The organism is Bradyrhizobium sp. HKCCYLS3077, from assembly GCF_051167555.1.
Lineage (GTDB): Bacteria > Pseudomonadota > Alphaproteobacteria > Rhizobiales > Xanthobacteraceae > Bradyrhizobium.
Genome location: NZ_JBNPTH010000003.1, coordinates 103,288 through 125,608, shown reverse-complemented (window position 1 = coordinate 125,608; position 22,321 = coordinate 103,288). Strand labels below are relative to the sequence as shown.

The window sequence follows — 22,321 nt, the reverse complement described above, 5'->3', positions numbered from 1 at the left end:
GTTGCCTGCCCTGAACTGAATTAATGATCTTGCTTGGCGCTGGCGTCGTCGCGCTTGGTCGCGAGCCGCTTGACCGCGGTGACCGCGGCATGCGCCGCAACCGCGACGCCCACAGTGCCCGCGGCGGCCATGCCGACCTCGTCCGCGTTGCGTTCGATGCCGAACTGCTTGATCGTGGTGAGCCGGTCGTAGAACGAGCCCTTGTCCCAGAAACCGTCCTCGGAGCAGCCGATGCAGCCATGGCCCGACTGGATCGGGAACGAGACGCCGCCGTTCCAGCGCACGGTCGAGCAGGCATTGTAGGTGGTCGGGCCCTTGCAGCCCATCTTGTAGAGGCAGTAGCCCTTGCGCGCGGCCTCGTCATCCCACTCCTCGACGAACTGCCCGGCATCGAAATGCGGCCGGCGATAGCATTTGTCGTGGATGCGCTGCGAGTAGAACATCTTCGGCCGGCCCTGGCGGTCGAGTTCGGGCAGCTTGCCGAAGGTGGTGATGAAGGTGACGACGCCGGTCATCACTTCCGCGATCGGCGGGCAGCCCGGTACCTTGATGATCGGCTTGTTGGTGATCACCTTGTCGATCGGCGTCGCCTGCGTCGGATTGGGTTTTGCCGCCTGCACGCAGCCCCAGGATGCGCAGGCGCCCCAGGCGATGATCGCCATCGCGTCCTCGGCCATCACCTTCAGCTTCTCGACGAACGGCTTGCCGCCGTCGATGCAGAACATGCCGCCTTCGTTGAGCGGCGGATTGCCTTCGACGGCGAGGATATACTGTCCCTTGTACTTGGCGCGGGTCTCTTCGAGGATCTCCTCGGCCTGCTGGCCGGCCGCCGCCATGATCGTGTCGTCATAGTCGAGCGAGATCATCGACAGCACGACGTCCTTCACCAGCGGATGCGCCGAGCGGATGAAGCTCTCCGAGCAGCAGGTGCATTCCAGCCCGTGCATCCAGATGACAGGCGTGCGCGGCTTGGTCTCCAGCGCATTGGCGATGCGCGCCGACGCCAGCGGCCCGAGGCCGAGGCTCGTCGCGGTCAAGCTGCAGAACTTATGGAAGCTGCGCCGCGTGATGCCCTGGCGCCGGATCACGCTGTAAAAAGTTTCCGTCGTCGCGCCCATGAGTCCTCCCCCTGCTATCGCCTTGGCGATCATCCGATCGCGATCTGGCGAGAGGGGTCAGCAAGATGCGGGCCAGCATCATTGCTAGATTTGAATCATAATGATTCCAGATGGTTGGGATGAGGCTCGTTAAGAGACAAGCAGTTCGGGCTCGCTGATCGGCCGCATATCGGAAATCACGCGCTTTGCACCCGATAAGCTTGTTTCCGCCCTTTACAGCTCGGTCAATGCGCGGTGCAGACCATACAGGGATCGAACGACCGCACCACATGCTGGATGCTGACGGCGCGCGCGCCGGCGCCGCCTACCGCGGTTCCGACCAGCGCCTGTTCGAGCGGGCCGGGGACGCCATCGGCATCGCGCGGCGAGAAGTTCCAGCTGGTCGGCGCGATGATCTGATAGCGCGCGATGCGGCCGGAGCGCACCGCGAGCCAATGGCCAAGGCTGCCGCGGGCAGCCTCGACGAGACCGACATAGTTGCCATCTGTCGCCTCGCCGCTGGCTTCGCAGAACGGCTCGTTGAGACGCAGGGCTTTGATCCAGCTTTCGATCGAGATTGCGAGCTGCGCCGTCTCGATCAGGCGCGAGATGACGCGATTGCGGACGTTGCTGCCGCTGTGGGCAAGCAACGCGGTGATCAGCTTCTGCCCATCAACGGCTTGCCGCGCCAGCGCGCCGACCTCGACGGGATCTCCCGCAAGCCGCGGCGCCTTGCACCAGCTATAGGCGTCAGGCTTGTCGGCATCCGGCTCGGTGCGACTCTCGGCCGGATCGCGCGACGTATCGCGCATCCAGGCGTGCGACACGTCCTCGGTGATCTGACCGGACGGCAGCGCTTCGATCTTTCCATCGGAGGTCCGAAGCCCGGCCCGAAAGCGCGCAGCATCAGCATCGTGATACGCGCCAAAACTCATCAGCAGACCGGGTCCCGGCCCCAGATGCGCGAGATCGAGCGCATCGGCCAGGCGAAGGAAGTGCGCGAAGTCGCCGCCGCGCCCGTCGCGCCACTGATCGAGTTCATCCGGCGTCGACAGCGCCAGCACGTGTTCGAGCTTGTCGGCAAACACAACGCGTTCGAGAAAGCCGCGAAACGACGCCGCGATCGCATTCAGCCGGATACGCTCGCCAAGCTCAATCGCACGCGTCGTGCCGCCCGGCTGGAACGCGAGGCTATGCGGCCACTTGCCTGCGATGACACCCATGATCTCCAGCAGCCGCGCCCGCGCCGGCAGCGCCTCGCGGGCCGCGGCCCCCTTGGTGGCAGTGAAGCGCTCCGCCGCTTCGCCGTGCCACGCGTGAGACGCGTAGGCGTCGCGGGCGAAGTCGGGCATGAAGAAGATGTAGAAGTGGGTGAGATGATCGGCGGCGTTCTCGGCCGCGTGCGCGATGTTGGTCGCGAGCACGCCGTTCGGCGCTGGGACCACGCCCATGGCCTGGCGCAATGCAGCGGCTGCCGCGATCGACTGCGAGACCGAGCAGATACCGCAGATGCGCGGCGCTATCACCAGGGCATCTAGCGGCGGCCGCCCTTCCAGGATCTGCTCGAAGCCGCGGTAGAGCGGCGCCGTCACTTCGGCGCGCGCGACGCGGCCGCTGTCGATATCCAGGCGGACTTCGAGATCGCCCTCGACGCGGTTGAACGGGCCGACCGTGATCCGCGTCATGAGCTGCGCTTATCGCCGGAGCGGCTCGGCGGCACCACGACGTGGTCGGCGGTCGCATTGACGCGCACACGGCGCGGCGTTGCCGATTTCGACAGCGCGGCCAGCGCGACGAACCAGGCCTTGGGCATGTCGGTCGGGAGCCCCACAGGGATGCCCGCGAGCTTCGCCGTCTGCAGATAGTTCTGCGTGCTCTCGAAACCCGGCGAGGTGCAGGCAATGCAGGCATAGCCGCCCTTGGTGCAGGAGCCACCGCCGTTCCAGGAGCGCTGGTTGCAGTCGCCGACGGCTTGCGTCGCGCGGCAGCCCAGATGCTCCATCAGGCAGCCGCGTTCCGACATCGTTTCCGCGCTCGCCTTGAACTCATAGAACTCGTTGCGCGAGCAGCCGTGATGCGCGAGGTGGTTGGCGATGAAGGTCGGGCGCCCGACGGCGTCGAGACCGCCCGCCGTGAGGTCGCCAGCGGTGAGCGCCAATAAGCTTTCCATCACCCAGCCGGGATGCGGTGCGCAGCCCGCGACATTGATGACCGGCAGCCCGCGCTTCGAGCGGAAGCCGGAGCCGAGCGCACCGCCGGCATCGCTGCCCTCGAACTGCAGCCCGACGGCGTCGGTCGGATTGCTCCCGGCCGCGGGAATGCCGCCATAGGCCGCACAGCTTCCAACCGCGACGACGTAGTCGGCAAGCGGGGCGAGATCGAGCAGCCAGTGATAGATCGAGCGGTTGGTGCCGGCGAGCATGTTGAAGCGACCGCTGAGATGCGGTCCGCGCGCGACCGAGCCTTCGAGCACCAGCAGATCGAGCCGCTCGCGGCCGTCACGGATCGCGTCGAGCAGCTCGACGACCTCGTCGCCGGTCTCCTCGCTGACAGAAGGGTGCCAGATCAGGTCGATGCCGGATTGGCGCAGCTCGTCGAACCAGCCGGAGGCGCCGCTTTCCAGGATCGACATCGTGCAGCCGCCGCAGCTCGCGCCCTGCAGCCACAGCATCCTGGTCATTCCCTCCGCGCCGGCCATCGTGAGGTCCTGCCCTCAGCACAGCTTCATGCTGTCGTGTTTGGTATCTCCCCGGGGTTTAGCGTCCCCGCACGAAGGGTGGCAAGCGCCGCGTCGGCCTCGGAATCGCGCGGGCGGCGGTTGAAGACCACGGCACCGGCCCAGATCAGTCCGAACAGGACGACCGCGACGATCCCCAGATCGGCGATTCCATCACCGAGCGCGCTCGCAACATCGGCCCAGGTTCCGGTCAGGCCGAACAGCGGCGCCAGCAGCGTGGCGGCCTCGACGCCGCCGATCACCAGCGCGATCATCACCGACAGCCCGGTGATCACCAGATTGTAGCGTCGCTTGCGCGCGGGATCCGTCAGCGCCCAGCGGTAGGCGCCGACCATCAGCATGCCGTCGGCGGTGTCGACGGTCGCCATCGCCGCGGCGAACAGCGCCGGGAACACCAGGATATGCACCAGGCTCTCGCCGCGGGCCGCTTCGGTCGCCGACAGGCTCAAAAGACCGATCTCGCTGGCGGTGTCGAAACCGAGGCCGAACAGGAAGCCGAGCGGGAACATGTGCCAGGCGCGCGACACGACCCGCAGCACGGGCCGCAGCAGACGAATCAGGAGGCCGTTGCCGGGGCTCGCGCTGTCCGTTTCGGACCGGGGCGAGCGGCGCCAGAGGTTCACGAACAGGACGAGGTTCGCCAACGCGATCAGCAGCAGGAAGCCTGCCGACACCGAGGTGCCGATGGCGCCGCCGATCGCCCGGATCGCACTGTCCTCCCGCAACAGATCCGCGCCGGCGACCAGGCTCACGACGATCGTGGCGATCACGACGACGCTCGAATGGCCGAGCGCGAAGTAAAGACCCGCGGCGCGCGGCGCATCGCCGTCCTGCACCAGCTTGCGGACCACATTGTCGATCGCCGCAATATGATCGGCATCGACAGCGTGGCGGAGGCCGAGCAGCCAGGCCAACAGCGCGGTGCCGACGATGGCAGGGCGATCGGCATAGAGTGCGAACGCCCAGGCCCAGGCGAGCGCATTGGCGAGCACGAGACCGGCCAGCAGCATCGCATTGCGACGCCCGACCGGCCGCAGCCAGGCTTGGATCCAGCGCGCGGGACCAGGATGATCAATTGGCAAAATCGTCATACTCGGACAGGAGAGCAAGACCCGCGCCAAAAGGCAAGGCTCACGCTGCCAGGCCCAAATCACTTGCAAATCAACCCTCGTCGTCCGTGCGGCCGAGGTTCCCATCTTTGCCTTGGCAATCCGCTATCCGGTCACGCACAAACATTGACCAGCCCGTGTCCAACTCTCTTCCCTCTTCTCCTCCCTTCCTTCACCGCGCGGATGCGCTCTGCGCGGCGATCTCGCGCCGCACGGCCGCCTCGAACTGGCTGGCGGGCGCGGCGAACATCAGCCGGGTCTCCTCGTGGAACGCCGAAAAGATGCCGACCACCACCGGCTCGCCGCCGATCTCGGCCAGGATCGGCGAGCCCGAGTAGCCGAAATTGGCGAGGCAATGCACGGTCAGCAGACGGGCGTCCTTGGTCATGCCGGCGCTGCAATTACGCTGGCCGGTCGGCGAATAGCGCCGCTCCTGACCGTAGCCGATCTCGGAGATCGTGCCCGCCTTGGTCGCAGCCGCGAGCTCGTCGCGGCCCACGGACTTCACTGCCACCGGCTTCGAAGGCAGCGCATCCTTCAGGATGATCAGGGCCCAGTCGGCCGGCGAGCGGTCGATCGACCATTTGTCGTGCTGGGTCGGTATGAACTCAGGCGCGACGATCAGCTTGTCGGCAACCGACGAGGCCGCGGGCGTGCCCTTGTTCATGCCCGCCAGGAAATGGACGTTGCCGGGGCTGACCTGGGTGAGACCGTTGAAGACACAATGCGCCGCCGTCAGCACCACGCGCGGCGCCACCAAGGTGCCGGTGCACGAGCCTCCCGTACTGTATTGCGCCACGGTCACGACACCGATCGATGATGCCGGCCAGGAGGTGGGATCGACGACGTCGCCGAAGTGGCGGTCGAGCCCGAGCAGTTGCTCCGCGCGCGGATTGGCGATGCCGGCATCTGCCGATTCCGGCTTCGGCCGCCACGCCGCAATGGTGGCCTCGGCTTGCTGCCGCTGCGCTTCGCTGAGCTTCACTCTCTGGATCTCGCGGCCGGCCGACCTGACGCCGCTGCGTCCGGCCATCACCAGCCAAGCATAACCCTGGATGACGTCCCTGGTCATGACCTCGCCGTCGAGCATCATCAGGCCGAGCATGTATTGCGACTGGGCAAAGCCCTGCGCCGCCGCGCGGTTGAACCAGCGCGCGGCTTCGCCGTGATCGCGGGCGGCGCCTTCCCCGTTGAAATAGGCGATGCCGAGATAATGCTGGGCGACGGCGAGCCCTTGATCGGCGGCCTTGCGGTACCAGACCAGCGCCTCCGCCTGGTTGCGCGGGGCGCCCAGGCCGAAGGCCTGCATGAATCCGACATTGAATTGCGCGCGCGCATCGCCCTTGGCGGCGAGCGGCTGGAGCCGGCGCAACGCCGCCGCCGGCTGTCCATTCGACGCCGCAGCGACGGCGTCCTCGAGCTCGGCGGCTGCGGCATTGCCGGCAGCCACAAGCAACAAGGCCAACAAGATAGCGAGCGTCCTGATCATTGCGTCTGCCGAGGTCCGACCATGATGATGGGAACTCGATCACACAGGATCAAGACGGCAACGGCGTGACCGCGCGATCAGGCCTGCTCGCCCGTCACGCCTGCTCCGACTTGGCGAACCGATCATCCAGCGCATAGCCCGCGCCGCGCACGGTGCGGATCGGATCCTGCTCGCGGCCGGGATTGAGCAGCTTGCGCAGCCGGCCGATATGCACGTCCACCGTGCGCTCGTCGATATAGATGTCGCGGCCCCAGACGCTGTCGAGCAACTGCTCGCGGCTGAACACGCGGCCGGGATGCTCCAGGAAGAATTCGAGCAGGCGGTATTCGGTCGGGCCGAGATCGATCGGCCGGCCCGAACGCGCGACGCGGCGCTTCTCGCGGTCGAGCTCGATGTCGCCATAGGACAAGACGGTCGCCAGCCGCTCCGGGCTCGCGCGCCGCAGCAGGCCCTTTACGCGCGCCAGCAGCTCCGGCACCGAGAACGGCTTGACGATGTAATCGTCGGCGCCGGTCGCAAGCCCCCGCACACGCTCGCTCTCCTCGCCGCGCGCGGTGAGCATGATGATCGGCAGCTGCTTGGTCTCGGACCGCGCCCGCAGCCGCCGGCACAGCTCGATGCCGGACAGGCCCGGCAGCATCCAGTCGAGCACGACCAGATCGGGCACGCGCTCCTTGAGCCGCGTGTCGGCCTCGTCGCCGCGCGCCACGGTCTCGACCTCGTAGCCTTCGGCCTCGAGGTTGTAGCGCAGCAGCGTCGTCAGCGCCTCCTCGTCCTCAACCACCAGAATTCGCGCACCCATGTCGAAATCGTCTTTCTCAGTTACCGGGGATCGTGGTCGCGAAGCTGGTCATGTCGCCCTTCGGGCGCTTGTCCATGATCTGCTGGCCCTCGATCATATAGAACACCGTCTCGGCGATGTTGGTGGCGTGGTCGCCCATCCGCTCGATGTTCTTGGCGCAGAACATCAAATGGATGCAAAACGAGATGTTGCGCGGGTCTTCCATCATGTAGGTCAGGAGCTCGCGGAACAGCGAGGTGCAGATCGCATCGACCTCCTCGTCGCCCTTCCACACCGTCATCGCCGCCGGCAGGTCATGCGCCGCATAGGCGTCCAGCACCGTCTTGACCTGCGACTGCACCAGGTCGGTCATGTGCTCGAGGCCGCGGATCAGCTTCAGCGGATGGAAGTCGCTCTCCAGCGCGGCGACGCGCTTGCCGATGTTCTTGGCGAGGTCGCCGATGCGCTCCAGATCGGTGGCGACGCGCATCGCGCCGACGATCTCGCGCAAATCCACCGCCATCGGCTGGCGGCGGGCGATCGTCAGCACCGCGCGCTCCTCGATGATGCGCTGCAGCTTGTCGACCTCGGCGTCGGCGGCGACCACCTTCTGGCCGAGCGCCACGTCGCGCCGCACCAGCGCGTCGACGGAATCGACGATCAGCCGCTCGGCGAGGCCGCCCATCTCCGACACCAGCCGGGTGAGGTCCTGCAGATCGCTGTCGAACGCCTTGGCGGTATGTTCACTGGCCATGTTGATCTCCTGAAGAATGCTGTCGGCGTCAGCCGAACCGGCCGGTGATGTAGTCCTGGGTCCGCCGATCGCTCGGCGAGGTGAAGATCTTGCTGGTCTCGTCGAACTCGATCAGCTCGCCGAGATACATGAAGGCGGTCTTGTCGGAGACGCGGGCCGCCTGCTGCATGTTATGGGTGACGATCGCGATCGTATAGTTCTCCGCGAGCTCCTGGATCAGCTCCTCGACCTTGGCGGTCGAGATCGGGTCGAGCGCCGAGCACGGCTCGTCGAACAGGATCACCTCGGGCCGGACGGCGACCGTGCGCGCGATGCACAAGCGCTGCTGCTGGCCGCCGGACAGCGACAGGCCAGAGGCGTTGAGCTTGTCCTTGACCTCGTTCCACAGCGCGCCGCCGCGCAGCGCCTTCTCGACGCGGTCGTCCATCTCGGACTTCGAGATCTTCTCATAGAGCCGGATGCCGAAGGCGATGTTCTCGTAGATCGTCATCGGGAACGGCGTCGGCTTCTGGAACACCATGCCGACCCGCGCGCGCAGCAGATTGAGATCGAGCTTGGGATCGAGGATGTTGGTGTTGTCCAGCATCAGCTGGCCGGTGGCGCGCTGGCCCGGATAGAGATCGTACATCCGGTTGAAGATGCGCAGCAGGGTGGACTTGCCGCAGCCGGACGGGCCGATGAACGCCGTGACGCGGTTGGTGCCCAGCGTCAGGTTGATGTTCTTCAGCGCGTGATGATCGCCGTAATAGAAGTTCAGGTTGCGCGCGGTCACCTTGGCCGGCGCCTCGGGGAGCGGCTGGCCGTGAAGGGTGTGAGCGGGCTGACTGACGGAGACGGACAGTTCGGTCATTTCGTTTTCCTCTCGGCGCCGAGAATGCGTGCACCGACGTTCAAAGCGAGCACGGCCAGAGTGATGAGAAGGGCTCCGCTCCAGGCCAACTGCTTCCAATAGGCATACGGGCTCTGCACGAAGTTGTTGATGGTGACAGGCAGGTTCGCCATCGTCTTGGAGAGGTTGAGGCTCCAGAACTGGTTCGACAGCGCGGTGAACAGGAGCGGCGCGGTTTCGCCGGCGACGCGGGCGGTCGCCAGCAGCACGCCGGTGATGAGGCCGGAGCGCGCCGCGCGGTAGGCGATGCGGCGGATCACCAGCGAGCGCGGCAGGCCGAGCGCCGAGGCTGCCTCGCGCAGCGGGTTGGGCACCAGCAGCAGCATGTCCTCGGTGGTGCGCAGCACGACGGGGATCACGATGACGGCCAGCGCCAGCGCACCGGCGATGGCCGAGAAGCCGCCCATCGGCACCACGACGGCGCCATAGATGAACAGGCCGATGATGATCGACGGCGCCGACAGCAGGATGTCGTTGATGAAGCGGATCACCGAGGTCAGGCGGTCGTTGCGGCCGTATTCGGCGAGGTAGGTGCCAGCGAACAGGCCGAGCGGCGCGCCGATGCCGACGCCGATCACGGTCATCATGATCGAGCCGACGATGGCGTTGCGCAGGCCGCCTTCGCTGGCGCCCGGCGGCGGCGTGTCGGCGGTGAAGACCTGCAGGCTGAGGCCGGCGAGGCCGTTATAGAACAGCGTGAACAGGATCAGCGCCAGCCAGGTGACGCCGAACGCCGCGGCGGCGATGCACAGGCCGCGGACGACGAGGTCGCGGCGCCGGCGGCGCGCATAGATCGGGTTGATGGGATTGACCGGCGTATCGACGGTGGACATCTCGACGCTCGTCATGGGTTACTTTCCAGCCTTGGCTTCGAGCCGCGCCAGCATCAGCCGGGCGCTCGCCAGCACGAAGAAGGTGAGGACGAACAGGAGCAGGCCGAGCAGGATCAGGCTCGACTGGTGCAGGCCGTCGCTCTCCTGGAATTCGGAGGCGATCGCGGCCGAGATCGTCGTGCCCGGCGCGAAGATCGAGGACGAGATCCGGAACGAGTTGCCGATGATGAAGGTCACCGCCATGGTCTCGCCGAGCGCACGGCCCAGCGCCAGCATGACGCCGCCGATGACGCCGACCCTTGTGTAGGGGATGACGACGCTGCGCACGACCTCCCAGGTGGTGCAACCGACGCCGTAGGCGGCTTCCTTGAGCACCGGCGGGACCGTCTTGAAGACGTCGACCGAGATCGAGGTGATGAAGGGCAGCACCATGATCGCCAGGATCAGCGAGGCGTTGAACAGGCTGAGATAGGACGGCGGACCTGCGAAGATGTCCTGCAGCACCGGGATGTTGGCGCAGAGGCCGATCATGAACGGCTGGAACGTGGTGGCCAGGAACGGGCCCAGCACGAAGAAGCCCCACATGCCGTAGATGATCGAGGGAATGCCGGCGAGCAGCTCGATGGCGAGGCCAATGGGACGGCGCAGCCATTGCGGGCAGAGCTCGGTCAGAAAGATCGCGATGCCGAGGCCGACGGGAATGGCGATCAGCATCGCGATGAACGAGGTCACCAGCGTGCCGTAGATCGGGCCGAGCGCACCGAGCACCGGCGGATCGGCCGAAGGCGCCCAGCGCTTGGTGAAGAGGAACTGGAAGCCATACTCCTTCATCGCCGGCCAGGCGCCGATGACGAGGGAGATGATGATGCCGCCGAGGATCAGCAGCACCGAGATCGCCGACAGGCGGGTGATCCAGTAGAAGGTGACATCGCCGAGCTTGAACGCGCTCAGCGCGCGGGCGCGGTCATAGGGCCCTGCGGCAGCGGCGATATCGCCGACCTCGCTCTCAACGGCCATCTCAGCCAAGTCCGCCCCCTGCTTCTTTGACACCATCATCACCTTGAACGAACCCTCTCCCGTTTCCGGGAGAGGGCAGCACGCTTCAGATCAGCTCTTGATGTCGGCCGACCAGGTCTTCTCGATCAGCTTCACGACGCTGTCGGGCATCGGGATGTAGTCGAGCTCCTCGGCCATCTTGTCGCCCTTCTCGAACGACCACTTGAAGAACTTGATCGCCTCGGCGGAGGCCGCCTTGTCGGTCGGCTCCTTGTGCATCAGGATGAAGGTCGCGGCCGTCATCGGCCAGGACTTCTCACCCTGCTGGTTGGCGAGGATCACGTAGTAGCCGGGAGCCTTGGCCCAGTCGGCGTTGCCGGCCGCAGCCTGGAACGCCTCGACGGTCGGCTGCACGGTCTTGCCGGCCTTGTTGACCATGCCGGTATAGGTCAGCTTGTTCTGCTTGGCATAGGCGTACTCGACATAGCCGATCGAGTTCTTGGTCTGGCTGATGTTGCCCGACACGCCCTCGTTGCCCTTGGCGCCGACGCCGACCGGCCACTCGACCGCGGTGTTGGTGCCGACCTTGCTCTTCCAGTCCGCGCTGACCTCGGAGAGATAGTAGGTGAAGTTGAAGGTCGTGCCCGAACCGTCGGAGCGGCGGACCACGGCGATGGCATCGCCCGGCAGCTTGACGTTCGGGTTCAGCTTCTTGATCGCGGCGTCATCCCACTTGGTGATCTTGCCGAGATAGATGTTGGCGAGCGTCTCGCCGTCCAGCACCATCTCGCCCGGCTTCACGCCCTCGAGGTTCACGACCGGCACGATGCCGCCCATCACCATCGGCCACTGCACCAGGCCATCCTTCTCGAGCTGCTCGGCCTTGAGCGGCGCGTCGGTGGCGCCGAAGGTCACGGTCTTGGCCTGGATCTGCTTGATGCCGCCGCCGGAGCCGATCGACTGGTAGTTCAGACCGTTGCCGGTCTCCTTCTTATAGGCGTCAGCCCACTTGGAATAGATCGGGAACGGGAACGTCGCGCCCGCGCCGGTGATGTCGGCCGCAAATGCCGACGTCGATGCGGCGACCAAGCCGGCAGCGACGAGTGCTTTGACGAAATTCATAGCTGGTCTCCATGCTTGGGAAGCGAAGCGCCGTTTGCACCCGATTGCGCTTCCCGGGCCGCTTTAGGGGGCCACGATGTGGCTTTTATAAAGGTTCGATGACAGCTGGATGACAGTCGCAAGCTATTGATAGATATTGAAAATTTGATCCTGCCCCGAATTTATACGGTCCATCTGGCCGTGTTCCATGACGCATTTGCACGCGGTTTGAGAGAGCGGCGCTCACGCCCCATGCGGCCTGTGCGGGTCACCGTCGGCGTTCATCAATTCGTGTTTCGTTGGTCAAGCCCGCACGTCATATTCAGTGTCGCCCCGGCCTTGAGCCGGGACCCATAGCCACCGGCCGTGCGGCCCGGTGAGATTCGTCCACGCGCGTGCCCCGAACAACTCCCTGGGGTTATGGGTCCCGGCTCAAGGCCGGGACGACACCGGAGAGCGTGGCTCACAGTTTCCATCACACCGTTGTCAGACAAGCCCTCGCCGTCTCGCGGCACGCCGTGCCCGAGTGATGCATCGCTCACATGCCCTCTTGAATACGAGAGGGCGCGAGGAAGGCCGGACCTCGGCTGAGGCCCGTGGCCCGCCTGCAGAAAGATAAGCAGGCGGCAGTCACCACGAGTACAGCCGGACAGACCCGGCCTTCCCCGCGCGATTGGTTTTAACGGTGTCCTTCGTGCTCTCCCTGGGGATCGGCTTTGTTGCCCCCATCGCCCGCGCGTGCCGTCAAGCAACGACCACGGACTTGACCTCGGCGTCGAGAGGCCAGGACCACACGACTTCGCCGTCCGCGCCGGCCATGCTCGTCTGGCACGACCGTCACGTCCATCGCAGCCCACCTCACCGTTCGTGACGACGCGTACGTCCCTCTGCATCGAGGCGGGATGCAGGGATAAAAGCATGAATTCTGAAAAATAGCAGTATGTTTTTATTTCAGCGAATACATCCCCATCAAGCGTTCGGGGAATGGCCTGCGTCGTCCTTCAGGATTTCGCAGGCGGCCGCCGCGATGCGCTGACACAGCGCCAGCGCGGTCTCGCGGTCCCTGACATGAAAGATCTCGTCGCTGATCAGGCGATCGTCGAGCCAGGCGCGGAACGCCTGCTCGCTGTCGGGGGTGAAGGTGCCCTCCTCGTAGATGAAGCCGCTCAGCGGGCCTTCGATCACGTAGTCGGTGTCGGCGGCAAGCTGCGACGGCCGCCCGCATTGCGCCCAGATGCGGCCGGCATCATCGACGCAGGCGAGAACGCCGTCGTCGCGCTGTACTAATCGCATCTTCAAATTCCCCACGCAGATATAGAAGCGAACTCTCTCCGCGTCATTGCGAGCGCAGCGAAGCAATCCAGAGTCCCGCCTACGCCCCTGGATTGCTTCGCTGCGCTCGCAATGACGGAGGAGAGATCGTGGATGTTACTGCCAGATTCGCGGCGGAAGGAAAGGTGACCGGGGATCGCGCCCTACTCTGGACACTTGATCTCCTTGTAGACGGCGTCCGCGAAGGCCTTGATGCCGGTGTTGATGCGCAAGGGCGAGGTCAGCGTCTGGTAAGTGACGATGCCGCGGGTGATCGACAGCACCTTGTAGCTTTCGGCGATCCTGGTCTTGTAGCACTTGCCGGCCTGGATGGCGTCTTCGGTCAGTGGCATAATCTTCCCTCCTCGCTCAACGATGCGATCTCACATCGCCAATCACGCCAGCGGAGCCGCGGCGTGGCGGACACCCGGGACGGGCGGCTCGCGATCGACTGCCTTGAGCGCGTCGAGCGCGGCAAACAACGCCTGCTGTCCATCGGCCATGGCCTGTTGCGCCGTCTCGCCAATGCCGATGACACCCGGAAGGTCGGGAAAGGTGACGAGAAAGCCGCCGCCGTCCTCGGCGCCGAGCTCCGTGACATCATAGGCATAGGCGTCGACATCGCTCATCGCGCGGCCTCATCCATGCCGTCGATCATCGCCACGAAGGCCCTGATATGCGGCGGCCTGATCGGCGCCTTCAGCGGAATGGTCACGCAATGCGGCACCGAGGGATGCAGGAAGACCTCGTGCGTGCCGGTGATCTTGCGAAACTTCATCGCATATTGCGAGGCGATGATCTCGAGATCGACCGGCTTCCAGTCGCGACGGGGATCGGCGCGCAACGCTTCGAGGCGCTGATTGTGGGGCCGGTTATGGGAACGGTCCTGTCGGCTTTCCGACATCGCAGCGGCGACCGGCCCGGCATTGTCGGTGCTGACGCCGGTGTCGTCGGGCTGCACCAGGCGAAGGAAGGCTCCGATGAAAGCGCCGACGCTATCGTTCCGGTGCGCGAGCCGCCAGTTTTGCGACAACACGAGCCTGGTGCCGCTGCGCGCATTGTGACACGCGACGAGTTCATCCATCATCGTCAGCACCCTGACGGCACTGAGATTATAGGGCTCCTGCGTGAACTTGCGCGTGAGGTCGATGCGCTCCTTGCGCAGGCTGGCGTTCTCGACCAGCCAGTCGACGATCGTTCCGACCCAGAACGCCTCGGTGTTCGCCGCCTCAGACATGACCGCTCTCCGGACCGCGCACATTGTCGACGCGCGGACGCTGACCGGAGATCGATACAAGAGCCATGCCATCGGCATGAGGCACAGCGCCCCGCCGCCCGACGGACATCCAGGCGGCGATCCGACCCGCCTGCGCGATGTCGCGCGCAGACAGGTCACATGGTCAGCCGAAGCCTACCAGACGGGGCCGCCCCACGGTCCGCCACCCCAGCCGCCATAGTAGCGGCGCGCATAATAGGGACGGCCGTAATAGGGCGCGTAGCCGACGCCGGCATAGCCGTAGGGCCCGCCGCCATAATAATAAGGGTCATCGTAGTAATAGGGCGTCGCCGCCGCCGCGATTCCCGCGCCGAGCAATGCGCCGGCCGCAAGCGCGCCGCCACCCCAGCCCCAGCCGCCGCCATGCCAGCCGCCGCCGAACCCACGGCCGCCATAGCGCACCTCGGTGGTGGGGAGCGGCGCGGCATCCGGCTTCGCGGCGGCCGACAGCGCCGTCATCGGAGCAGACATCGCCGGCGCATTCGCACCGGCCAGCAGCGCCCCCGAGAGGGCCAACGCCGCCACGACATTCAAGCTTCGCATCACTAGGACTCCTCGACTGAGATCATCACGCATGACGGCGCCATCTGGACGGGGCGCCGCCGTCCGCCGCGGGCGCGACGGACTGGAGCACGTGAGTTGCTCGAAAGCTACGAACCGCCGGTGGACGCGCGCGTTCCAGGCAAACACACCGGCCGTTGCCAGAACACGGGCGTTTGATCCCGCATCCTTGCGGCACGCCCGGTGCTCCCCTCCCCCTTGCGGGGAGGGGTCGGGGGTGGGGGTCTCCGGGCGCCGGATTCCATGATGAGCATCGTCGCTTTCCCCGATGCTGGACGGAGCTCGCGAATTGCTGACGAACAAGGGGATCATCACAGAGAGCACGTTCCGCGGACCCCCACCCCCAACCCCTCCCCGCAAGGGGGAGGGGAGTTCACCTACCGTGCGGCGAGATCTCGAGACCCAACTGGTTTCAGCCCCAACGCTCGCGCTCAGCCGCGCCGCTTGCGGGCCTGCCCCGACGCCGCCTGCTTGCGCAGGCTCTCCGCCGCGCCGCCGACGATCTCGGAGATCTGCATCAGTTGCTTGGCGAGCGGGCTGGTCTTGCGCCAGACCATGCCGATGCTGCGCTGGGGCTGCGGCTCGGCGAAGCGCGCCAGCGACACCGCGGCCGAGCGCGTCTCGACGCCGACGGCCATCTCCGGAATGAGCGTCACCCCCATGCCGGCGCCGACCATCTGCACCAACGTCGACAAGGACGACGCATCGAGCATCTCGCGCGGCGCCTGCATGTTGCAGAACGACAGCGCCTGGTCGCGGAAGCAATGCCCCTCCTCCAGCAGCAAGAGCCGCATCTCGCGCAGGCTTTCGCTGCTCGGCACCGGGGCGCCTTCATATTCGGGCGGGCGCACCAGCAGGAAATTCTCCGAGAACAGCGCGACCTCGGTCAGCGACGGTTCCGAGACCGGCAGCGCAACGATCGCCGCATCGAGCCGGCCCTCGACCAGTTCCTCGATCAGCTTCGGCGTCTTGGATTCGCGAACATGGATGTCGATCTCGGGATGCTTGCGGGTGAGATCGCCGATCACTTTCGGGAGAAGATAGGGTGCGACCGTCGGGATCATGCCCAGCCGCAGACGCCCGGTGAGCTTGTCGCGCGAGGCGCGGGCGAAGTCGCCGAGCTCGTCGACCGAGCGCAGGATCTCGCGAACGCGCGCGGCGAGTTGCTCGCCGAACCGCGTCAGCACCACCTGGCGCGCATTGCGCTCCAGCAGGACGCCGCCGAGCGCGTCCTCCATCTCCTTGATCTGCATCGACAGTGCCGGCTGCGAGATCGCGCACGCTTCCGCGGCGCGGCCGAAATGGCCGAGACGCGCCAGCGCGTCGAAATAGCGAAGCTGCCGCATCGTCAGATGGATCATCAGATTATCTTATTGTTCATCGACCTGAAGTCAATTTGGCCGGGCCACAATCTCAGGATGTATCGATAGCGCACAATGTCACTCTGCGTTTGGGTGCCGTCACACCATATTCATCAGATAATCTTATCGCTGCAATCACCAAACTCAATTTCCCCTGATCGAGGCAGCCGCGTAGGGTCCCGCCACCCACCCCAGGGGGAACAATGCCGTTCAGGTCAGGAGGCAAACATGGATGACGTCAGCAAGTGCCCGTTTTCGGGCGGCTTGAAGGGATTCAAGAACAAGGACTGGTGGCCGAACCAGCTCGATCTGTCGGTACTGCATCAGCATTCGAACCTTTCCGATCCGCTCGGCGAGGCGTTCGATTATTCCAAGGAATTCAAGAGCCTCGATCTCGACGCGGTGGTCAAGGACCTGACCGCGCTGATGACGGATTCGCAGGACTGGTGGCCGGCCGATTTCGGTCACTATGGTCCGTTCTTCATCCGCATGGCCTGGCATGCCGCCGGCACCTACCGCATCGGCGACGGCCGCGGCGGCGCCGGCACCGGTCAGCAGCGTTTCGCGCCGCTGAACAGCTGGCCTGACAACGCCAACCTCGACAAGGCCCGCCGCCTGTTGTGGCCGATCAAGCAGAAATACGGCCAGAAGCTCTCCTGGGCCGATTTGTTCGTGCTCACCGGCAACGTCGCGCTGGAATCGATGGGCTTCAAGACCTTCGGCTTCGGCGGCGGCCGCGCCGACACCTGGGAGCCGGAGCAGGACATCTATTGGGGCCCCGAGGGCAAGTGGCTCGCCGACGAGCGCTACAGCGGCGATCGCGAGCTCGCAGGCTCGCTCGGCGCCGTGCAGATGGGCCTGATCTACGTCAACCCGGAAGGCCCGAACGGCAACCCCGACCCGGTCGCAGCCGCCCGCGACATCCGCGAGACGTTCGGCCGCATGGCGATGAACGACGAGGAAACGGTGGCGCTGATCGCCGGCGGTCACACCTTCGGCAAGACCCACGGCGCCGGTGATGCGTCGCTGGTCGGTCCGGAGCCGGAAGGCGCTGATATCGCGCAGATGGGTCTGGGCTGGGCCAGCAAGTACGGCTCGGGCAAGGCCGGCGACACCATCACCTCGGGTCTCGAGGTGATCTGGACGTCATCGCCGACCAAGTGGAGCAACAACTTCTTCTGGAACCTGTTCGGCTATGAGTGGGAGCTGACCAAGAGCCCGGCCGGCGCGCATCAGTGGACGCCGAAGGGCGGCGCCGGCGCCAACACCGTGCCCGACGCGCATGACAAGTCCAAGCGCCACGCGCCGTCGATGCTGACCACCGACCTCGCCCTGCGCTTCGATCCCGAGTACGAAAAGATCTCGCGGCGCTTCCTGGAGAACCCCGATCAGTTCGCCGACGCGTTCGCCCGCGCCTGGTTCAAGCTGACCCATCGCGACATGGGCCCGAAGGTGCGCTACCTCGGCCCGCTGGTGCCGAAGGAGGACCTGATCTGGCAGGATCCGATTCCGGCGCTCGATCACCCCGTCGTCGACGACAAGGACGTCGCCGATCTCAAGGCAAAGATCCTGGCGTCGGACCTGTCGGTGTCGCAGCTGGTCTCGACCGCCTGGGCCTCGGCCTCGACCTTCCGCGGCTCGGACAAGCGTGGCGGCGCCAATGGTGCCCGCATTCGCCTCGCTCCGCAGAAGGACTGGGCGGTCAACAACCCGGCCGAACTCTCCAAGGTGCTCGGCAAGCTCGAAGCCATCCAGAAGGAGTTCAACGCATCGGCCACCGGCGGCAAGAAGATCTCGCTCGCCGACCTGATCGTGCTGGCCGGCAATGCCGGCGTCGAGGCGGCGGCCAAGAAGGCCGGCGTCGAGGTGACGGTGCCGTTCGCGCCGGGCCGCACCGACGCCTCGCAGGAGCAGACCGACGTCGAGTCGTTCGCGGTGCTCGAGCCGACCCATGACGGCTTCCGCAACTATCTCACCGGCAAGCAGTGGCTGTCGGGCGAGGAGCTGCTGGTCGACAAGGCTCAGCTGCTGACCCTGACGGCACCGGAGATGACCGTGCTGGTCGGCGGCCTGCGCGTGCTCGGCGCCAATGCCAATGGCGCCAAGCACGGCGTGTTCACGGCGCAGACGGAAGTCCTCTCGAACGACTTCTTCGTCAACCTGCTCGACATGGGCGTCGCCTGGGCCCCGGTCGATCAGGGCGAGCACACCTTCGAGGGCCGCGACCGCAAGTCCGGCGCCGTGAAGTGGACCGCGACCCGCGCCGACCTGATCTTCGGCTCGCACTCGCAGCTGCGCGCGCTCGCCGAGGTCTATGCCAGCTCGGATGCCAAGCAGAAGTTCGTCAAGGACTTCGTCGCCGCCTGGACCAAGGTGATGAACCTCGACCGGTTCGATCTGAAGGCGTGAGGCCTGACCGCTTCGACTAAACACAAGCAGCGAGGGCGGCGTTTCATCGAAACGCCGCCCTCATTCTTCCTAGGCAAGCGGTTGCCGTTTGAGCGCATCGAGACGCTCGATAAATTTCCGCTTGCTGTCGTGCCTCGTGCGGATCGCAGCGATACGCCGGTCGAAGGCCGCCATCTGCTTCGTCTGATGCGCGAGCGCGCGCAGATCGGAAAGCAGCGCCGCGGCCGCATCATAGCCGGATGGGTTGCGGCGCGCGATCTCGGTCTCGACCTGCTTCCAGACGGCGTCGCCGCGGCTCTCCAGCGTCTTCAACCTGGCCTGACGTTCTCTCTTCTCCTGCTGCATCCGGCGCCTGCGCTTGGCCTCCGCAGCAGCGGCCTCGGCCGCCTCGCGGGCGGCGGCAATCTCGCCGGCGCGCGCCAGCAGCGAAGCAGCCGAGCGCTGTCCATCGGACCGTGCAACGCGAGTTCGGAAACGGCGCCGCAGTTCGGCCGTGACGCCGCCGTCGCCCTCGACAACGCGCAGCAACAAGTCGACCTTCTCCGCGTTCGGCAACGCCTCGATCGACCCACGGAGCTCAACCTCTGACGGCTTGACGGCAGCCCCCTGCCGCTCGGCCGCGGCCTGCACCAGGTCCGGGTCGAGCAACAGAAAATCGGCGAGACTGTCGAGCGCGCCAGTCATCGGACCGATCCCGGGCAGCGGCTCCAGCGCATCGCCGGGCACGAGCTCGGCCTGAACGGCCATCAGCCAGAGCAGATAGAACAGCCTGAGATCGCCATCGATAAGATCGGTGCGAAGCGGCGCGAGCGCCGCCATCCACTTCGATCCATCATCCGCATAGTCGTCGGATTCGAAATCATAGAGGTTGATGTCGACGATGACGTCGTCGCCGGATATGGCGATGTCGACGCAATCGAGCTTCCCCAGGAACGGAGTGGCGTCCGACGGCTCCAGCGCCGTCCTGGGCATGCGGATCATGAAACGCCGGACGTTGAAACTGGCGACGTAGACGTGCAGGTCGAACCAGCGCCGCATCATGTCGCGCTGATCGGCTTTGAGATCGCCCCACTCGTAGTGATTGCTGAAGCTCGTCGCGGTGATGCGGGCTCGCGACGAGATCGCGCGCAGCTTCTCGCGTGCCGCGGCATCGAGAACTCGGTCGATGGCCAGAAACTCGTAGTACTGATGTTCGCTCATGAGGTGCTGCTTGCGGTGACCGGAGCCAGCCTGACGGCAGGGGTCGCTTCAGTCCACCCCCTGCCCCCGGCTTCACCGATCAATCCACAAGCCGCAGCGCCTCACCGTTCCGCGGCGGAGCCGCCGCCGTCGATCTGGCGGCCCATCAGGGCGATGGCCTTCTGGTAGACACCGGCGGCGTTCCAGGCTTCGATGGCGGCGAAGTTCGGCTCGCCCGGCTGATAGCCGGCGCCCGCCTTCCAGCCATTGGCGCGCAGGAAGTTGGCGGTCGAAGCCAGCGCATTGGCCGCAACGTCGAGATTGCCGACGCCGTAAGCCAAAATGTTCTTCGGCATGAACTGGGTCTGCCCGACCTCGCCATGCATCGAGCCGCGGGTGTTGCCCGAGAGCACGCCGCGATCGATCAGCTTCAGCGCGGCATAGAGCTGCTCGGTGAAGAATTCCGGACGGCGGCAGTCATAGGCGAGCGTCGCGATCGACGACAGCATGTGCTGGTTGCCGCGCTGGCTGCCGAACGCGCTCTCCATGCCCCAGATCGCGATCAAAGGTCCGGGCGGCACGCCGTAGCGCTGCTCGATCGAGGCGAACATTGCCGCCTGCGACTGCTTGAGCTGCCGGCCGCGCGCGACGATCGCCGGTGCACCGCGCTTGGCAAGGAACTGATCGAGCGAGAGCTGGAAGCTGCGCTGGCCGCGATCGGCGGCGATGGTGGCGGACGCGTAGTTGGTCTGCATCAGCGCCGCGATCGCGGTGCCGCCGACGCCCTTGGCCCGTGCCTCCTCGCTGAACTCGCGCTTCCAGGCCTCGAAGCCGGCCGGCGACGAGCCGCACTGCGCCGCCTGCGCACCGCCGCCGAGCGTCGCAAGCAGCGCAGCGACGGCGAGAGGAATCGTGAGAATGGCTCGGCGCTTGATCATTGATGCTCCTGTGCTGGCGTCCGGTCACGCGGCCATCACGACACCGCACGACATCGCAAGACGCTGGCGCGGCAGTATCGGCCGCTGGGTTGAAACCGCGACAACCTATCGGAAATGGAAAAAAATCATAGCCGGTCATGCCTGCCGCTGCGCGCCTCATGCTCAACGTACGGAAATACGGTGTCGGCAAGACTTGCCGCAGAGGTTCCTTACTCCAGCTCCCGCAATCGTGATCGGCGCAGGTCGACACGACCGACGAAACCTTGATCAATCGGCAATAACAATACTATACGGTTTCGTTTATAAGCAGGAGTGATGGGCGTTGTTGCGTGCCTCCTTTATTGGTTGCCTGATCGGCATGTGCAGTGTGGTTCTGCTGCTCGGCGGCTGCGCCTCGGTGCAGCGCGCGGCCTATTCGGCCGACGATGCGAAACGCGCGCGGATCGACGGCTTCCAGACCGTCCGGATGTGGGCCGACGCACCGCCCGAGAGCTTCGACAGTCCGGCGTTCAGGCCGCGACCGCAACCCGGCAAGCCGTTCGCCTATCTCGCGCTGTCCGGCGGCGGCGGCGATGGCGCGTTCGGCGCCGGCATTCTCAACGGCTGGAGCGAGAGCGGCGCGCGTCCGGAGTTCACCGTGGTCTCAGGCGTCAGCACCGGCGCGTTGATTGCTCCCTTTGCCTTTCTCGGGCCAGCCTATGATCCGACGTTGAAGGAGATGTACACCAGCGGGCTGGCGAGCTCGTTTGCCGCGTCGCCCAATGCGCTCGGCGCCCTGTTCGGCTCCTCCGTCTTCGACGGACAGCCGCTCCGCGACGCGATCGCGCACTACACGACACCGGAGCTGCTGGAGGCCATTGCCAGGGAGCATGCCAGAGGACGCCGGCTGTTCGTCGTGACCACCGATCTCGACGCGGCACGGCCCGTGCTGTGGAACATGGGCGAAATCGCCTCCGCACGATCACCGCAAGCGCTGCAGCTGTTCCGGCAGGTGCTGACCGCCTCGGCCAGCGTGCCCGTCGCGTTTCCGCCGGCGCTGATCGCCGCGTCCTCCGACGGCAAGCCGATCGAGGAAATGCATGTCGACGGCGGTGTCTCGACCCAGGTCTTCACCTTCCCGGATCGCCTGCTGATGCAGCCGGCATCTCAGCGCCTGGCCGAGAAGCCGGCCATCTACATCATCATGAACGGACGGACCTCCGTCGATTTTCAGCCGGTCGAGAACAGCACCAAGGCCATCGCCCTCCGCTCGCTGGGCATGAAGGGCAAGCGCGAGATCCAAAGTTACCTCTCCGCCACCTACCAGCTCGCCAGGCGCAACGGCATGGCCTTCAACATGACCGCGATCGATCAATCCGTCCCGGAGGGCCAGGGCGTGGGCTTCGACACCGACTACATGCGCGCGCTCTATGCGCTCGGCTACGACAGCGCCCGCTCCGGGCGGTTCTGGGCGCAGTCGCCGCCGCTGCCCTGACCTTGACAACCGCAGGCCGAGGAATT

21 protein-coding genes are annotated in these 22,321 nt (G+C 65.8%); 2 read left to right on the top strand and 19 right to left on the bottom strand.

What is annotated here, in order from left to right; translation table 11 throughout:
* Window positions 1–20 precede the first annotated feature (20 nt).
* The 17 genes from ACQR0Z_RS12440 to ACQR0Z_RS12360 all read right to left on the bottom strand — a co-directional run bounded on the left by ACQR0Z_RS12440 (window position 21) and on the right by ACQR0Z_RS12360 (window position 16,295).
* Entirely contained in the window at window positions 21–1,118 is a 1,098-nt protein-coding gene (locus ACQR0Z_RS12440) for a hydrogenase small subunit (RefSeq protein ID WP_434918800.1), read from the bottom strand.
* A gap of 224 nt (window positions 1,119–1,342) precedes the next feature.
* Window positions 1,343–2,782, bottom strand: a complete 1,440-nt coding sequence (locus ACQR0Z_RS12435; protein WP_434918799.1) for a nickel-dependent hydrogenase large subunit — start codon at window positions 2,780–2,782, stop codon at window positions 1,343–1,345.
* A complete protein-coding gene (locus ACQR0Z_RS12430) occupies window positions 2,779–3,795 on the bottom strand; it encodes a HupU protein (RefSeq protein WP_434877143.1) in 1,017 nt (338 codons plus the stop codon). The genes ACQR0Z_RS12435 and ACQR0Z_RS12430 overlap by 4 nt, the downstream gene beginning before the upstream one ends.
* Window positions 3,796–3,821: 26 nt before the next feature.
* On the bottom strand, window positions 3,822–4,844 hold the full coding sequence (locus ACQR0Z_RS12425) for a HoxN/HupN/NixA family nickel/cobalt transporter (protein ID WP_434918798.1): 1,023 nt from the start codon (window positions 4,842–4,844) through the stop codon (window positions 3,822–3,824).
* A 271-nt stretch (window positions 4,845–5,115) separates the two neighbouring features.
* A complete protein-coding gene (locus ACQR0Z_RS12420) occupies window positions 5,116–6,432 on the bottom strand; it encodes a trypsin-like serine protease (RefSeq protein WP_434918797.1) in 1,317 nt (438 codons plus the stop codon).
* A 94-nt stretch (window positions 6,433–6,526) separates the two neighbouring features.
* Window positions 6,527–7,234 carry a phosphate regulon transcriptional regulator PhoB gene (gene phoB, locus ACQR0Z_RS12415; protein WP_009028046.1) on the bottom strand — a complete coding sequence of 236 codons (708 nt, stop codon included), beginning with the start codon at window positions 7,232–7,234 and terminating at the stop codon, window positions 6,527–6,529.
* Window positions 7,235–7,250: 16 nt separating this feature from the next.
* On the bottom strand, window positions 7,251–7,967 hold the full coding sequence (gene phoU, locus ACQR0Z_RS12410) for a phosphate signaling complex protein PhoU (protein ID WP_434855988.1): 717 nt from the start codon (window positions 7,965–7,967) through the stop codon (window positions 7,251–7,253).
* 28 nt (window positions 7,968–7,995) lie between these two features.
* Entirely contained in the window at window positions 7,996–8,817 is an 822-nt protein-coding gene (gene pstB, locus ACQR0Z_RS12405; protein ID WP_434855989.1) for a phosphate ABC transporter ATP-binding protein PstB, read from the bottom strand.
* Window positions 8,814–9,704, bottom strand: coding sequence for a phosphate ABC transporter permease PstA (gene pstA, locus ACQR0Z_RS12400; RefSeq protein ID WP_434877146.1), 891 nt, complete (start codon window positions 9,702–9,704; stop codon window positions 8,814–8,816). Before pstA ends, pstB begins: the two co-directional genes overlap by 4 nt.
* Before the next feature lie 3 nt (window positions 9,705–9,707).
* Window positions 9,708–10,706 carry a phosphate ABC transporter permease subunit PstC gene (pstC, locus tag ACQR0Z_RS12395; RefSeq protein WP_434855990.1) on the bottom strand — a complete coding sequence of 333 codons (999 nt, stop codon included), beginning with the start codon at window positions 10,704–10,706 and terminating at the stop codon, window positions 9,708–9,710.
* Between the two features lie 90 nt (window positions 10,707–10,796).
* Window positions 10,797–11,807 carry a phosphate ABC transporter substrate-binding protein PstS gene (gene pstS / locus ACQR0Z_RS12390; RefSeq protein WP_434855991.1) on the bottom strand — a complete coding sequence of 337 codons (1,011 nt, stop codon included), beginning with the start codon at window positions 11,805–11,807 and terminating at the stop codon, window positions 10,797–10,799.
* 948 nt (window positions 11,808–12,755) lie between these two features.
* Entirely contained in the window at window positions 12,756–13,079 is a 324-nt protein-coding gene (locus ACQR0Z_RS12385; protein ID WP_434918796.1) for a hypothetical protein, read from the bottom strand.
* A 182-nt stretch (window positions 13,080–13,261) separates the two neighbouring features.
* Window positions 13,262–13,450 (bottom strand): hypothetical protein, encoded by a 189-nt coding sequence (locus ACQR0Z_RS12380; protein ID WP_434877148.1) that lies wholly within the window; start codon window positions 13,448–13,450, stop codon window positions 13,262–13,264.
* A gap of 42 nt (window positions 13,451–13,492) precedes the next feature.
* A complete protein-coding gene (locus ACQR0Z_RS12375) occupies window positions 13,493–13,726 on the bottom strand; it encodes a type II toxin-antitoxin system HicB family antitoxin (RefSeq protein WP_434877149.1) in 234 nt (77 codons plus the stop codon).
* A complete protein-coding gene (locus tag ACQR0Z_RS12370; RefSeq protein ID WP_434918795.1) occupies window positions 13,723–14,334 on the bottom strand; it encodes a hypothetical protein in 612 nt (203 codons plus the stop codon). Before ACQR0Z_RS12370 ends, ACQR0Z_RS12375 begins: the two co-directional genes overlap by 4 nt.
* Window positions 14,335–14,508: 174 nt before the next feature.
* Complete coding sequence (locus ACQR0Z_RS12365) at window positions 14,509–14,916, bottom strand: hypothetical protein (RefSeq protein ID WP_434877151.1); 408 nt, start codon at window positions 14,914–14,916, stop codon at window positions 14,509–14,511.
* Window positions 14,917–15,365: 449 nt separating this feature from the next.
* Complete coding sequence (locus ACQR0Z_RS12360) at window positions 15,366–16,295, bottom strand: LysR substrate-binding domain-containing protein (protein WP_434918794.1); 930 nt, start codon at window positions 16,293–16,295, stop codon at window positions 15,366–15,368.
* Between the two features lie 228 nt (window positions 16,296–16,523).
* Here ACQR0Z_RS12360 and katG point away from each other — a divergent pair, with 228 nt between their 5' ends.
* Complete coding sequence (gene katG, locus ACQR0Z_RS12355) at window positions 16,524–18,704, top strand: catalase/peroxidase HPI (protein ID WP_434918793.1); 2,181 nt, start codon at window positions 16,524–16,526, stop codon at window positions 18,702–18,704.
* A gap of 69 nt (window positions 18,705–18,773) precedes the next feature.
* On the opposite strand, the gene ACQR0Z_RS12350 is transcribed toward katG, so the two are convergent.
* Both ACQR0Z_RS12350 and ACQR0Z_RS12345 read right to left on the bottom strand, forming a co-directional pair.
* The gene (locus ACQR0Z_RS12350) at window positions 18,774–19,904 is read right to left on the bottom strand and encodes a hypothetical protein (protein ID WP_434918792.1); all 1,131 of its coding nucleotides are present in this window, start codon (window positions 19,902–19,904) and stop codon (window positions 18,774–18,776) included.
* Window positions 19,905–20,005: 101 nt separating this feature from the next.
* Window positions 20,006–20,821 (bottom strand): lytic murein transglycosylase, encoded by an 816-nt coding sequence (locus ACQR0Z_RS12345; RefSeq protein ID WP_434856003.1) that lies wholly within the window; start codon window positions 20,819–20,821, stop codon window positions 20,006–20,008.
* A 322-nt stretch (window positions 20,822–21,143) separates the two neighbouring features.
* Between ACQR0Z_RS12345 and ACQR0Z_RS12340 the strand changes: the two genes are divergently transcribed.
* Window positions 21,144–22,295, top strand: a complete 1,152-nt coding sequence (locus ACQR0Z_RS12340) for a patatin-like phospholipase family protein (RefSeq protein ID WP_434918791.1) — start codon at window positions 21,144–21,146, stop codon at window positions 22,293–22,295.
* Window positions 22,296–22,321 lie beyond the last annotated feature (26 nt).

Excerpts from the sequence above, each read along its gene's own strand:
- ACQR0Z_RS12440 (WP_434918800.1), bottom strand. The coding sequence starts at position 1,118 with ATGGGCGCGACGACGGAAACTTTTTACAGCGTGATCCGGCGCCAGGGC.
- ACQR0Z_RS12435 (WP_434918799.1), bottom strand. The coding sequence starts at position 2,782 with ATGACGCGGATCACGGTCGGCCCGTTCAACCGCGTCGAGGGCGATCTC.
- ACQR0Z_RS12430 (WP_434877143.1), bottom strand. The coding sequence starts at position 3,795 with ATGGCCGGCGCGGAGGGAATGACCAGGATGCTGTGGCTGCAGGGCGCG.
- ACQR0Z_RS12425 (WP_434918798.1), bottom strand. The coding sequence starts at position 4,844 with ATGCTGCTGGCCGGTCTCGTGCTCGCCAATGCGCTCGCCTGGGCCTGG.
- ACQR0Z_RS12420 (WP_434918797.1), bottom strand. The coding sequence starts at position 6,432 with ATGATCAGGACGCTCGCTATCTTGTTGGCCTTGTTGCTTGTGGCTGCC.
- phoB (WP_009028046.1), bottom strand. The coding sequence starts at position 7,234 with ATGGGTGCGCGAATTCTGGTGGTTGAGGACGAGGAGGCGCTGACGACG.
- phoU (WP_434855988.1), bottom strand. The coding sequence starts at position 7,967 with ATGGCCAGTGAACATACCGCCAAGGCGTTCGACAGCGATCTGCAGGAC.
- pstB (WP_434855989.1), bottom strand. The coding sequence starts at position 8,817 with ATGACCGAACTGTCCGTCTCCGTCAGTCAGCCCGCTCACACCCTTCAC.
- pstA (WP_434877146.1), bottom strand. The coding sequence starts at position 9,704 with ATGACGAGCGTCGAGATGTCCACCGTCGATACGCCGGTCAATCCCATC.
- pstC (WP_434855990.1), bottom strand. The coding sequence starts at position 10,706 with ATGGCCGTTGAGAGCGAGGTCGGCGATATCGCCGCTGCCGCAGGGCCC.
- pstS (WP_434855991.1), bottom strand. The coding sequence starts at position 11,807 with ATGAATTTCGTCAAAGCACTCGTCGCTGCCGGCTTGGTCGCCGCATCG.
- ACQR0Z_RS12385 (WP_434918796.1), bottom strand. The coding sequence starts at position 13,079 with ATGCGATTAGTACAGCGCGACGACGGCGTTCTCGCCTGCGTCGATGAT.
- ACQR0Z_RS12380 (WP_434877148.1), bottom strand. The coding sequence starts at position 13,450 with ATGCCACTGACCGAAGACGCCATCCAGGCCGGCAAGTGCTACAAGACC.
- ACQR0Z_RS12375 (WP_434877149.1), bottom strand. The coding sequence starts at position 13,726 with ATGAGCGATGTCGACGCCTATGCCTATGATGTCACGGAGCTCGGCGCC.
- ACQR0Z_RS12370 (WP_434918795.1), bottom strand. The coding sequence starts at position 14,334 with ATGTCTGAGGCGGCGAACACCGAGGCGTTCTGGGTCGGAACGATCGTC.
- ACQR0Z_RS12365 (WP_434877151.1), bottom strand. The coding sequence starts at position 14,916 with ATGCGAAGCTTGAATGTCGTGGCGGCGTTGGCCCTCTCGGGGGCGCTG.
- ACQR0Z_RS12360 (WP_434918794.1), bottom strand. The coding sequence starts at position 16,295 with ATGATCCATCTGACGATGCGGCAGCTTCGCTATTTCGACGCGCTGGCG.
- katG (WP_434918793.1), top strand. The coding sequence starts at position 16,524 with ATGGATGACGTCAGCAAGTGCCCGTTTTCGGGCGGCTTGAAGGGATTC.
- ACQR0Z_RS12350 (WP_434918792.1), bottom strand. The coding sequence starts at position 19,904 with ATGAGCGAACATCAGTACTACGAGTTTCTGGCCATCGACCGAGTTCTC.
- ACQR0Z_RS12345 (WP_434856003.1), bottom strand. The coding sequence starts at position 20,821 with ATGATCAAGCGCCGAGCCATTCTCACGATTCCTCTCGCCGTCGCTGCG.